This window comes from Fusobacterium sp. IOR10, assembly GCF_010367435.1.
Classification (GTDB): Bacteria; Fusobacteriota; Fusobacteriia; order Fusobacteriales; family Fusobacteriaceae; genus Fusobacterium_B.
On the sequence record NZ_WJWY01000002.1, the window covers coordinates 86680 to 100240 of the forward strand.

Annotated in this window: 10 protein-coding genes; 6 read left to right on the forward strand and 4 right to left on the reverse strand. The window is 27.2% G+C overall.

What is annotated here, in order from left to right; all coding sequences use genetic code 11:
• The first annotated feature begins 60 nt into the window (after window positions 1–60).
• The 4 genes from GIL12_RS10185 to GIL12_RS00940 all read left to right on the forward strand — a co-directional run bounded on the left by GIL12_RS10185 (window position 61) and on the right by GIL12_RS00940 (window position 5982).
• Window positions 61–219, forward strand: coding sequence for a hypothetical protein (locus GIL12_RS10185; protein ID WP_370456690.1), 159 nt, complete (start codon window positions 61–63; stop codon window positions 217–219).
• A 71-nt stretch (window positions 220–290) separates the two neighbouring features.
• On the forward strand, window positions 291–695 hold the full coding sequence (locus GIL12_RS00930; protein WP_163468189.1) for a hypothetical protein: 405 nt from the start codon (window positions 291–293) through the stop codon (window positions 693–695).
• Window positions 696–705: 10 nt separating this feature from the next.
• Window positions 706–1539: a lecithin retinol acyltransferase family protein gene (locus tag GIL12_RS00935; RefSeq protein ID WP_163468191.1), complete on the forward strand. Its 834-nt coding sequence runs from the start codon at window positions 706–708 to the stop codon at window positions 1537–1539.
• A 324-nt stretch (window positions 1540–1863) separates the two neighbouring features.
• Window positions 1864–5982, forward strand: a complete 4119-nt coding sequence (locus GIL12_RS00940; protein WP_163468193.1) for a DUF445 family protein — start codon at window positions 1864–1866, stop codon at window positions 5980–5982.
• A 266-nt stretch (window positions 5983–6248) separates the two neighbouring features.
• Here GIL12_RS00940 and phnW read toward each other — a convergent pair whose 3' ends face one another.
• The 4 genes from phnW to GIL12_RS00960 are packed head-to-tail and all read right to left on the reverse strand — an operon-like array spanning window position 6249 to window position 11624.
• A complete protein-coding gene (phnW, locus tag GIL12_RS00945; RefSeq protein WP_203522456.1) occupies window positions 6249–7904 on the reverse strand; it encodes a 2-aminoethylphosphonate--pyruvate transaminase in 1656 nt (551 codons plus the stop codon).
• The gene (locus GIL12_RS00950) at window positions 7894–9615 is read right to left on the reverse strand and encodes a putative 2-aminoethylphosphonate ABC transporter permease subunit (RefSeq protein ID WP_163468194.1); all 1722 of its coding nucleotides are present in this window, start codon (window positions 9613–9615) and stop codon (window positions 7894–7896) included. Before GIL12_RS00950 ends, phnW begins: the two co-directional genes overlap by 11 nt.
• On the reverse strand, window positions 9606–10577 hold the full coding sequence (locus tag GIL12_RS00955; RefSeq protein WP_163468196.1) for an ABC transporter ATP-binding protein: 972 nt from the start codon (window positions 10575–10577) through the stop codon (window positions 9606–9608). The genes GIL12_RS00950 and GIL12_RS00955 overlap by 10 nt, the downstream gene beginning before the upstream one ends.
• A 12-nt stretch (window positions 10578–10589) precedes the next feature.
• The gene (locus GIL12_RS00960) at window positions 10590–11624 is read right to left on the reverse strand and encodes a putative 2-aminoethylphosphonate ABC transporter substrate-binding protein (protein WP_163468198.1); all 1035 of its coding nucleotides are present in this window, start codon (window positions 11622–11624) and stop codon (window positions 10590–10592) included.
• A gap of 440 nt (window positions 11625–12064) precedes the next feature.
• Here GIL12_RS00960 and GIL12_RS00965 point away from each other — a divergent pair, with 440 nt between their 5' ends.
• Both GIL12_RS00965 and GIL12_RS00970 read left to right on the forward strand, forming a co-directional pair.
• Window positions 12065–12514, forward strand: coding sequence for a GNAT family N-acetyltransferase (locus tag GIL12_RS00965; protein WP_163468200.1), 450 nt, complete (start codon window positions 12065–12067; stop codon window positions 12512–12514).
• Window positions 12511–13419, forward strand: a complete 909-nt coding sequence (locus GIL12_RS00970) for a nucleoside recognition domain-containing protein (protein WP_163468202.1) — start codon at window positions 12511–12513, stop codon at window positions 13417–13419. Before GIL12_RS00965 ends, GIL12_RS00970 begins: the two co-directional genes overlap by 4 nt.
• The last annotated feature ends 142 nt before the right edge of the window (window positions 13420–13561 follow it).

Here is a 13561-nt window from a genome sequence, read left to right on the forward strand (position 1 = left end):
ATAGAAAATAAAGTAAAAATAATAGAATAACATTCATATGAAGCAGAATATTAAATTCCAATTGAATCTAAAATTATTGCAGTGGCAGATTCCTTTGATGCAATGACTTCAAAAAGACCTTATATTTCAAACCCATTATCTTTAGAACAAGCAATTGTTGAGTTACAAAAATACAATTTGATAAGGCAATTGTTTATGTATTTGTCAATAAGGTATTAAGGCTGATTAATAGGGAACTTTAATTTTTTGAATTTAATTATTTTTTAATATAAAAATAGGAGGGATTATTTATGTTTACAAATTTATTATTAGAAGAGGAAAAAAGTGTGTTTTTAAAATTATTAGTGTATCTTTCAAAAATTGATAATGAGCTTTCTACAAACGAGGTAAATTTTATAAAAAAAGCAGGTCATGATATAGGTATTGAAGTAGATAACAATATCTTTGACTTAAAAGTTGGAAAATTAGAAGATTTATTATTTCAATTTAAAAGTAAAAGATCTAAAAAAATATTATTAATTGAATTAATTAATATTGCTTTAGCAGATAATAATTATAGTGTTGAAGAAAGAGGTGGGATACTTGAAATCTCTAGAATATTAGAAATTTCAAAAAATGAAGTTATAAATATTGAAAATTGGGTAGTAGAAGGAAACAAATGGATTTCTAAAGGAAGTAAAATAATATTAGATTAAGGAGGGAAAAATGGCTAGAGGAGATCATGTAAAAGTAAGTAGATGTTTAGGAGCATACTATCATCATGGTATAGATGTTGGAAATGGCAAAATTATTCATTATACAGGAGAGCCAGGGAAAAAAATAAATGCGTCTATAGAAATAACTTCTATTAATGAATTTTTAAATGGTGGGAAGCTTGAAATAGTAAAATATTCAAAGTGTTTAAGTGAAACTGAGACAATATCGAGAGCATTTGAATTAATTGGAGAAAAAAATTATAATTTGTTTTTTAATAATTGTGAACATTTTGCAAATTATTGTAAAGTAGGAGAAACTAAAAGTGAACAAGTTAATAATATGAAATATGGTACAGGTACAGCAGCAAGTACGGTGATGAGCACAACTGCAGGAATAGGAGCAGTAGCTAGTGTGGGAACAGTTGGCGGCTTGAGTGGAGCTGGAGTTATGTCTGGTTTAGCAGCAATAGGACCAGGAGGAGTAGTGGGAGGGATAGCTACATTATCAGCAGCTCCAGCAATAGCAGCAAATATTGCAATGAACAAAATATTGAATGATAATGATACCTTAACAATGGAAGAAAGAGATGCGAGAAAAGTAGGAAGAACAGCAGCTAAAGTAGGAACAGTAGCAGTAGCTGGCGGTAGTGTAGCAGCCATTTCATCTGCAGGAACAGTAGCAGGTTTAAGTGGAGCTGGTATTACTAGTGGTTTAGCAGCAATAGGGGGAACAGTAGGTGGAGGAATGGTAGCTGGAACAGCAATAGCGGTAGCAGCTCCAGCGGTAGCGGCTGTAGCAGTGGGTACTTGTATTTATAAAGCTTTTAAATGGTTAAGCAATTAAAATAAGATTTTTTAGCAAACAAACTATAAAAATAATATAAAGTTCCTTATTAATTTTAATTAATGTTAGAGTATAATAATTGTAGGTAAATTATCAATAAATAAAAAAAATAATATTTTTGTTCCTTCAGCTTTACGCTGAAGGAATTTTTGTTTCTGTTAAATCACTATAAATACAATTTTTTTTCTTAAATGTTAAAAGCTTCTGTATCCAAATGCGAGTCTCTTAATAACTTTTTTTTATTTATTTGAAAATTTGACATGGAGGAAAATAAGATGTAATATTAAAATGTTTAAGAATACTATTTGAAGGAAGGACGTTATAATGGAGAAAATTTTGCTACAAATTATATCAGGAGCAGCAGCAGCAGGATATATTACAAATGATATAGCTATTCAAATGTTATTCAAAAAATATTTTGGTAAATTTGGTGGGGTTATTGTTAGAACTAGAGATAGTTTTGAAAAAAATGTCAGTGAACTAGTGGAAGATGAAGTTATCAATCATGAAACTTTAAAAAAAGAAATAGATTCCCTTGAATTTAGAAAAGAATTACTTAATGTAGTTTCTGATTTTTATACAGTTAGTTTAAAAGAAAAATGTGGGGATAAAACCTTTGCACATATAAAAAATTATGATGAAAGTAAGGATGTTATAGTTGAAACTTTTAAAAATGAATCAAAGGCATTATTTGATCAAATTATAAGTAGTGGAACTTCTAGTATATATGTAAATAACTTAATTGATGAAAAGGGAAAAGAAATAATAGCAACTAATGTATATGATCTTGCCTATGAAGTTCTTAGGGACAAGGAGTATATATATAAGTTTTATAATAAATTAATAGAAGAACACAGTGAAAAAAAACTTTCAGATCTTGTAACATCAAAGGCATTTAACTTATTTGAAGCTGAAATTTTAAAAAATATAGATGGACTAGGGGAAAGGATACTTAAGGGTTATTCTGGTAAATTACAAAATACCTGTGAAAGTATATATGAGACTTTGGACCTAGCTGAAATTATAGAAGATTTCACAAGGAATATTCAAGATAAATCCCTATTGGATATACTTGGAAAAGAAAAGTCATTTATCTTAATAGAAGAGGTTAAAAATGATTTTGTGGAATTTATAAAGTCAGAAGAGGGAAAAAAAATTCTAAATAGTATATCCACTATGATTATAGAGATACTAAAGGAACAAAAAATAAGCTTAAGTGATATGTTAGATACAAGTATGAAATCAAAAATAGATAAGTTTTTTATAGAACAATTACCTAGTATAATTACTGAAATTATTTCTTGGATTAGAGAAAATAAAGAAAATTTTGAGATAGGCATAGAAGAATCAGTGGATGAGGTTATCTCCCAGTATGGGGTAGTTAAGGAGACTATATTAAAATTTATAAGAAATGTATTTATGGAAGACATAGCTAAGAAATACGCTATTATTAATAAGGGAATAGACTATTTAGAAAAGTATAAGGATGATAAAAAGTTAGGGGAAAAATTATCTGAAAAAGTTTTACAAATGTTTCAGGAAAAAAGTATTGGAGAGATAATATCAGAATTAGAAAAAAACAAGATAATATCTTCTAGTGGAATACAAGAGTTTTTAAAATTTAATATGGAAGAAATTATTAATAGGGTCCCAAGGGAAAATATTTTAACTTTGTTTAACATAAAAATTAGTAAGATGATTCCAAAGACTTTAGACATAAATTCTTTATTGGAAGAAAAAATAAAAGCTGAAATAATAATAATAGTAAAAAACAATCTTGAAAGTGGTAAGTTTGAAAAACAATTAAAAGAAACAGTTAAAAATGAAATATTTATATTAAAAGAGAAAAAGTTACGTGACCTTATAGGAAGTAACAAAACAGTAGAATTTCTTGGAAATTATTCTTTGGAAAAAATAAATGATAATAAACTTAAATTAATAGAAAATTTAAAAAATCAAATAGATGAAAACTTTGGAAATAAGAAATTAAATGAAATATTACCATGTGAGAGCTTCAATGGAGCAAGGGAAAAGTTTAGAGATTTAGTGGGAACTAAATTAGAAGAGGGATTAAAGGATTTAAAGGGAACTATAATAAGTGATCTTGTGGATAATATTTCCAAATCTAAAGATATAGATGAAAAAACAGTGGATATATTTTTAAATATAATAGACAACAAACTAGAAGAAATGTTAAAGGGAAACATAAGTAAGGTAGTGGCTAACAATATACATAGCTTAGATAACAGAGATCTTAATAGTATGGTTAAGGACTTTATGGGTAGAGAGCTAAGGGCAATTAACATAGCAGGAGCTGGACTAGGTGGGTTAGTTGGATTAGGAGCAGGAAATTTATCTGGAAATCTAGAAGTTAATATATTACTATATTCAGCAATTGGAGTAATAACTAATTCCCTAGCCATAGGAATGTTATTTAAACCATATAAACCTTTTATTGGAATTCAAGGTGTTATTCCTAAAAATAAACCAAGGTTTGCTAAGAATATGGCAAAGTTTGTAGATGAGAGACTTCTTAATGAAAAGGTAGCTGGGGAAATGTTTCGTGATAAAAAAGAAAATATTTTAAAATTATTAAAGGATGAAATAAGTGAAAATAATTTTAAATTAGTGGAAGAATTATTTCTTAAAAATAGTGATTCTATATTTAATTTAAGTTATGAAATTATTAAATGCAAAGTACATGAGAATCAAAATAGCATATACAATAAAATAGGGGATTCAATTGGAAAAAATAAAATAGATACAATTTTTTCAAAGGATGTGGAAAATAAATTATCAAATTTAAAAATTAAAATTATTCAAGATATGGATGAAATTTTCTTTAATGAGATGCGTATAAAATTTAGGTCAAATAAAGCCTTAGGTGACATTATTCCAATAAAAGTTAAAAGTCATGTGAATAATATGTTAGAAAATAAAATAGAAAAGTTTATTAGAACTAAAGGAATAGAAAATATTGAAAATACAAAGGTACTTAATTTCATATATGAGAGTTTAAATAAAAAAGATGAAATATTTCACAGGAAATTACTTGAGATAATAGGTAAGGATACTTCCCTTGGGAAAGATATTGGAAATTATATGAAACAATTATTAAATGACGAGAACTTAAAAAAAAGTATAATGGATTCTATAAAAATTGGATTTTCTAAGGAATTTCCTAAAGACAAGAGAATGGATCAATTGTTTAATGGGAAATTAATAGAGATAGTTTATAATAATAAAGAAAAATTTATTGAAACTTTTTATAATAAAATAGAGAACCTATTTAAAAATGAAAGACAGAACTTAATTAATACAACTATTAATGGAGTTACAAGTGAGTTAGGGTTATTTCAAAGGGGAACCTACAATGTAATAGGAGGAGATGAATTAATAGAGAAAATAGTTTCTAATTTTTTATATAATAAGGTTCCATATTTAATAGAAGATAGTAAAGGGATGTTATCAAAAGTTATAGAAGGAATAATAAATGAGTTTGCTAGTTCCAGTGTGGAAGATTTTTCAATAGAATTAAATCCAAGTGGTGTTAAAGACCTTGTTGATAATATTTCCACTTCTAATACAGGGAAAGAAAAGATTCAAGAAATATCTAAGTTAATAATGTCAAACTTCTTAGACAAAACCCCAGAAGATTATTTGAAAGTTATTAATATAAAAAGTCTAGTGGATGTATTTAAACTTTTCCAAGGGGATGTACTAAAGCTTTTAGAAAGTGTTAAGACAGGGAAAGAAGAAAAAATACAAAGTGTTTCTAACATAATAAGTAATTTGTTAGGAGATTTTATAGAAGAAGATGTATATCCTTTGAAAATTAATAATTTAACCACAAAATTTTCTGATGATGACATTAGAGAAGTAATGGGTAAAATATACACCAATGTATTTTACTCAAATACCTTTGAAAATATAGGAAAAGAATACACTAAAGATTTAGGGGATAAAGTTAAAAATATGGATGTTTCTGATTTTGTGGATATCCCTAATTTTAAAGATAATATAAAAAATCTTTTGAATAATGAAGAATGGTATTTGAAAATTAAGGGGAAATTAGGTGAAAATTGTAAACTAGACTTTGAAAAGAATATTTTATCAATATTTAATTCCATAGAATATTCAACTAAAATGGAAATTTTAGATATTCCAATTGATTCATTTATAAATAGTCTTGCAGACAATTTTCAAGGAATTATAAAATCTTTAAACATAGCTAAAGTTACAGAAGAAGAGATAAATCTAATGTCTGATGCTAAGTTAAGGGAAGTTTTCTTAAGGATAGTAGGAACATATTTTAGAAAACTTAAAATATACGGAGTAAATGGATTCTTATTTGGTATTAACAATTTATTTTCTATATTTTTAGTATTCATATATTTAGCACAATTATTAAAATCAAAAAAAGAAACTGAGCATAAAAAATAAAGAAAGAAAGCATATGTTAAACATATGCTTTCTTTTAATCATTTATACATTTTGGGATTACGGATATTAACTTTTTTATGTCCTCAGGATGGATATCCCCAATATTTCCAATTCTAAATGAATTTTTTTCAGTTAATTTCCCTGGATATATTACAAAGCCTTTTTCTTTCAATGTGTTATAGAAATTTTTGAAATTAAAATTTTTATTTTTTGGAGAAAGAAAAGTTGTAATTATAGGAGAAAGAGCTGATCTTTCAATAAGGGTTTCATAACCTAAATTTTTTCATTCCCTCTAGAAGAATAGCGTTATTTTCCTTATATCTTTTTTCTCTTTCTTTTATTCCACCTTCATTTTCAAGTTCCAATAAAGCCTGATAGAAAGCTCTAACCACGTGTGTGGGAGAAGTGAATCTCCATTTTCCATTGAAATCATTCATTGTTTTCCATTGGCTATAAAGATCTAAAGAAAGGGATTTAGCTTTATTTTTACATTTTATTATTGCTTCTATTTTCCCAATAATAAATCCAAAGCCAGGGACACCTTGAATACATTTATTAGAGGAAGAAATTAAAAAATCACAGTTTGTTTTTTCCATGTCTATTGATATTCCTCCAAAACTACTCATTGCATCTATAATATAAGAAAGATTATATTTTTTTGCTATTTCTCCCACTTCATTAATGGGATTTAATCTTCCTGTGGTAGTTTCACAATGAACCATGGCAATATGAGTAAATTTTTCTTCTTTTATTGTTTCTTCTATAGTCTTTAAATTAATAGCTCCCAACTCACCAAAATCTAATATTTTATAATTGTGTTTTAAAATATTTGAAATTTCTCCAATTCTGTTTCCATAAGCTCCATTTGCTATAACTAGCAGTTTTTCCTCTGAAGATATACTACCACCTATAACAGCTTCAACTGAAAAAGTTCCACTTCCTTGGATTAAAACAACAGAATATTTTTTTGAATTGAGATATGCAATATCAAGTAATCTTTTTCTTAAATCTTGCACAAGATTATTATAATCATCATCCCAAGTACATAAATCTTTCATCATAGCTTTTCTTACACTTTTAGTTGTTGTTAAAGGGCCAGGTGTTAATAATAAATAGGGATTTTTTTCTTCTAATTTTTGATTTATAATTTTAATAGCTGCATAAACTTCTGTAATATCATCTATAACCATATGTGCCCCTGCTAAAATCATTTTTTCTTTTACTTTTCTCATTTTTTCTCCAAGTATTTTTTTATCCATAGCATTAACTTCATCTTCCCTAAGTCCAAGTTCATTACTTCCTTTGATTACTCCAATTGTCCAAACCCCTGCATTGATTCCCTCTTTAATATCTGAAATAGTGTCTCCAATTTTTACAACTAGATTGGGATCTTTTATATTAAATAAGCTCATATTTTCATATATCATATAGGGATAAGGCCTTCCAACTGATGTTTCTGTTGGGGTTACAAAAATATCAGGAGAGTATCCTTTCTTTTTTGCTCCATCTATAACTATATCTAGCATTTTTCTAGTATACCCAGTTGTACTTCCAATTTTAATGTTATTGTCTCTTAATTTTTTTGCTAATGGGATGATCCCAGATATTGGAGTTGTATAATTTTCAAGAATTTCAAATAATTTTTTTTCAAAATTAAAGTAAAGGTCACTAATATCATTTTTATTCCATTCTCTGTTATATTTTTTCTTCCATAGGTCAGTTATTCTAGAATTTTTTAAAATAGCTTCTATGTGATCTATTTTTGAAAGTCCCATAGGTTCCCTTGCCTCTCCATAGGTTATATTTATACCCTTTTCTTGAAATATTTTTATAAATACTTCAAGAGGTGCAAAGCAACCATAGTCAACAGTAGTTCCTGCCCAATCAAAAATTACCAATTTAATTTGTTTATTATTTTTCATTTTTCCTCCAATTTTTAATTAATTCATATATAAATTTTAGAAACAAATTTGTTCCAATTATTAAAGCACCCATTGCAGCAGCTTTTGCTTGATCTCCCATATCATTTAAATTTATCATAGCAACAGTTGCCAAAGTTGTTGTGGAAGTATATAAAAATATAACAGCTGAAACAGTTGTCATAGTATTAAAAAAATAATACATAAATATTTCTCCAATTGTATCTAAAGTTAAGGGAATGGTTACCTTAAACAAGGTTTTATACCAAGGTATTCCAATTGAAGAGGCTATTGTTTCAAATTCCTTATCAAGTTTTTTTAATCCTGTAAAAGCAGTCATATATGTCACAGAAAAAAAATGTATTATATTAACTAAAATTAAAATATATATGGTTCTATAGATTAAATTAAAAGGATTAGCTATTTCTCCTATAAAGGGGAGATAAAAAGACTGACTGTTAAAAAAGAAAATATATGAAAGCCCTAATACCATACCAGGCAATGCTAGGGGAATTATAAAAAACAAATTATTTATTTTTTTTATTAAAATAATTTCCTCTGTTTTTAAAGATATGTAGGCACATAAATAAGAAATAATAGTTCCAGCTAAACTTGTAAATAAAGCTATAATTAGAGAATTTTTATAAAATGATAAAGGACCTCCATTAAGATCAAAGAACTTATAATTATTTAAAGTTAATTTAAAATTATAAGGCCACATTTTGATGAAAGAAGTTACAACAGGAGTAATAATTAATAGAATTATAGCTGTTGCAATTAAATATGAAAATACATTAAAAAATATATCTCTAGGTACACATTTTTTCACTTTATATTCAGTGGAGCTTCCGTTGAATACGTCCCTTTGTTTTTTTGAAATATTATTTTCTATAAAAAAGGCTAAAAGAGCTGGAATAATTAAAAGAATGCTTATAACAGCTCCTCTTTCCATGTTTTGTTGCCCAACAACTTGCTTGAAAATATCAGTGGCAAGAACATTGTAATTACCCCCAACAACTTTAGGTCCTCCAAAATCTGTAAAAGATAGTATAAAAGAAACAATCATTGATGAGAAAATTGCATATTTACAACTAGGCAAAGTTACGCTAATAAATTGTTTGAATTTATTTCCTCCTAAAGTTTCTGAAACTTCATACAGTCTATAATCACTATTTTTTAAAGAAACCAGCAATATTAAATAGACTTGGGGAAGTGTATACATAACTTCACTTATAATAATTCCAACAGGACCATATAAATTAATATTCATTTTAAGAAAAGGAAGATGTCCAAAGAATCCAGTGGTAACAAGGCCCATTCTTCCAAATAGATAAACTAAGGATATTCCGTGTAGCATTGTAGGGGCAAATAGAGGTAAGAGAATAGCTAATTTTAAAAATCTCTTACTAAAAAGATTACATCTAGAAATCCCATAGGCATATATAAACCCTAGAATCAATGAAACGCTTGTTGAAAATATACTTATAAAAAAAGTATTTTTAAAGGAGGAAAAAATATTTGGAGATTTTAAGTATTCTGAAAAATTCTTAAGACCAACAAATTCATTATTATAGTTATGGAAAGCCTTTGAAATCAAAGAAATTAAAGGAAGACCTATTCCAATAAAGAAAAATAAAAATATAATAATAACCACTAAATCCCTTAGTTTTTCTGAAAGTAAACTATTAGGCTTAATAACCTTATTTATAAGCATAAATCCTCCTTATAATAGTTTTTGTTAATTTTAAAAAATATTCTTCTTCCTATTTCTAAAATTAAGCTATGATTTTTAGGTAAAGTTATTTCTATTATTTGCTTATTATGTTCTATTTTGAGGATATAGTAAGATCCAAAATAGTCCCAAGAAAGTATTAATCCACTAAAAACTTCAGCATCATTACTTTTAGCAATACTTATATCTTCTGGTCTTGCAAATATTTTTTTATTATTAATTTTGAACTCATTCATTTTTCCAATAAAAGTAGCTACAAAATCATTTTTTGGGTGATTATATATTTCTTCAGGAGTACCAATTTGAACAAGGTTACCAGAGTTCATAACAAGTATTCGATCTCCTAAGGCTAGAGCTTCTTCTTGATCATGAGTTACCATTATAGTTGTAATTCCAAGTTTCTTTTGTAAATTTTTAACGTCATTTCTCAGTTTTTCACGAACTTTTGCATCTAAGGCAGAAAGAGGTTCATCTAACAATAAAATATCAGGAGAGAAGGCTAAAGCCCTTGCTATAGCCACTCTTTGTTGTTGCCCTCCAGATAATTCAGTTGAATATTTTTTTTCACTTCCTCTTAATCCAACCATTTTTAAGGCTTCATCAATTTTTTTGTGAATAATATGATTTTGAATTTTTTTATTTTTCAGTCCAAAGGCTATATTTTCTTCAACAGTCATATTAGGAAATAAAGCATAAGATTGAAATACTATAGCTAAATTTCTTTTGCTTGGATGTTCTTTTGTAATATCTTCTCCATTTAGGAAAATCTTTCCTGAGTTAATGTTTTCTAAACCTGAAATAGCTCTTAAAAGTGTTGTTTTCCCACATCCAGAGGGACCTAGAAAGCATATGAACTCTCCTTTTTTTATTTGAAAACTAATGTTTTTCAAAGCTTTAAATTTTCCATAACTTTTTTCAATGTTTTTTATTTCTAAGTAATCCATATAACCATCCTTTTATTTTGTTTCTGTTTTTGAGCCAAAATTATTTTCCCATTTATGCAATATACTATCCCTATTAGTGGCAGCCCAATTAAAATCATTTTCTATTAATTTATTTATTGGATTTTTAGGGAATCCTTTAGGAACAGAAACATTTATGTCTCTAGATACAATTGCATAGGATTTAGAATATTCTTTCATGGTATTTTCTGAAATTGCCCAATCTAGAAACAATTTAGATTCTTTTTTAATAATTTTTTTGTTAATTAAAGCGTTAGCTTCAGAATCCCATCCACATCCTTCAGTTGGAAAATAGACATTTACAGGGGCACCTTGATTCATTAGTTTAATTCCAGGATAATCATAGGATATTCCTATTGGGGACTCTCCTTTAGCAGCCATTTTAGAAGGCTTTGATCCAGAATGAGTATAAACTCCAATATTTTTATGAAGGTCTTTCATATACTCCCAAGCTTTGTTTTCTCCCATCAATTGTATTAAAGCTGAGACTGTTAAAAATCCTGTTCCAGAAGAATTGGGATTTGGCATGGAAATTAAGCCCTTATAATTTGGATTTAATAAATCCTTAAAACTCTTAGGCTCCTTTAGACCTAACTTTTTTAATTCTATTTTATTTACTACAATTGCATTCATCCAAGCATTATTTCCAACCCATTTAGGTTTAGTTCCACTTTGATCAACAAATTTTTTATTAATGTGTTCAATTCCTTTAGGGGAATATTCTTTTAAAAGATTTACTTTATTTAAGCTCAGTATTCCAGTTGCAGCAGTTCCCCAAATTACATCAGCTTGAGGATTATCTTTTTCAGCTAAAAGTTTGGATATTATAATTCCTGTGGAGTCTCTGATTACATTTAACTTTATATTTGGATATTTTTCCTTGAATCCTTTTAAATATTCTGGAATCTGTTCAGTTTCTAAAGCAGTATAAATATTAATCTCTTTTTTAGGAGTCTTTATAGATTTATCTCCGCATCCTACAATCACCCCAATTAAAGCTAAAGCACTAAATAATTTTTTGATTTTCATATTTCCTCCTAAGTATTATTTTTTATTTAAAATATCTTTAGATTTATTATACAAAGCCTTTGTTAAATTAAAGTGTTTTTAAGGTAAAAGAAAAGTAAAAGTTATGTAAATAAAAACAGTTGACCTTAAAGCCAGCTGATTTAGTAGACTGTTTTAATTTATTTTTATTGAAATGTTTATAAAAATCAAGTATAATAGCTTGGAAAGATTACACTAGATTGACCAAAGGTTAATTTAGCAATTAAATCAAATAGTTTAAAAAAATCTTTAATCTTTAATTTATAATTTTTTAATAATTCCTAGATTATCATTGAATAATAATGTCTTGATTTGAATATTTTATTAAAATATATTTTAAAAGTAATATTGTATTACTTGTTTAAAAGAAATCAAAGCATTTTTATATTATTGTAAAAAATGAAATATTAGGAGGACCAAAAATGAATTTAGAAATTAAAAAGTTTGACAAACTGACAACAAAGGAACTATATGATATATTAAAAGTAAGATTAGAAGTATTTATTATAGAACAAGGATGTTTTTATAAGGATGCAGATGGAAGAGATTTTGAGTCTGATCATTTAATGATTAAGGAAGATGGAAAACTACTTGCCTATCTAAGAATTATAAAGCCTGGAATTGCCTATGATGTCTGTTCTTTAGGAAGAGTTTTAGTAATTAAAGAAGCTAGAGGAAGAGGTCTTGCTAAAAAAATTGTTAAGAATGGAATAGATCATGTGGTAAATAATTGGAATGAAAAAAATATAAGAATAGCTGCTAAAAACTATCTTAGAGAATTCTACGAAAGTTTTGGCTTTAAACCTATATCAGAGGTTTATCTAGAAGATGGAATCCCCCATGTGAATATGACTTTGGAGGTTAAAAAATGAAATTATTAAATGAAAGTTTAAGAATAAGTTTAAAGCTTTTGAAGATAATGCTACCAATAAGTATTTTGGTAAAGGTTGGGAGCTATTTTGGAATAATAGATTTTCTTTCAAAGGCATTAACCCCATTAATGGGGTTAATGGGTCTAAGTGGAGAGATGGGAATAGTATGGGCAGCAGCTTTAATAACTAATATATATGGTGGGATACTAGTAATTTTGACCATGGCACAAAATAATACATTTACAGTAGCTGAAATAACAATAGTAGCTAGTTTAATTTTATTTGCTCATTCACTTCCAATAGAATTAAAGGTTATATCTGAAACAGGTGCAAAGCCTTGGAAAATCTTATGTATAAGAATGTCTTGCGCTGTAATAGGAGGAGTATGTTTAAATTTATTATTTAAATTTCTTAATATCTACCAAGAAACAGCAATTTTTAGATTTACAATGAAGAAACCAAATTCAGGAATTACAAGTTGGATATTAGGAGAATTAAAGAAATATATAACAATATTTATTATTATATTTACTCTTTTAGTGCTGATGGAAGGATTGAAGAAAATAGGTATTTTAGACTGGATAAATAATAAATTTTCCCCAATGATGACTTTTTTAGGAATTAATCCAGGATTATCTCTTACATGTATAGTTGGTTTGACTATGGGGGTTAGCTATGGGAGTGGTCTGATTATAAAAGAAGTGAAGGAAGGCTCTTATAGTAAAAGAGATCTATTTTTAGTTGCAATATTTATAAGTTTATGCCACGCTCTTATAGAAGATACTCTTTTATTTATTCCTTTAGGAGCTAAGATGATAGGTGTATTTTGGGGAAGAATATTTTTTGCAGTAATATTTACATTAATATTTAATAAAATACTGCCAAAGGATGAGATACAAAAGTAGAATAGAGTTAAAAAATGGTTCTTTGTCAACTGGTGTTGGTGGAGAAAAATAAAAAAATAAATAATGTTTTTGTTCCTTCAGCTTTATGCTGAAGGAATTTTTATTTTTGTTAAATTGCTATAAATTAAAATTCTATTTCTTA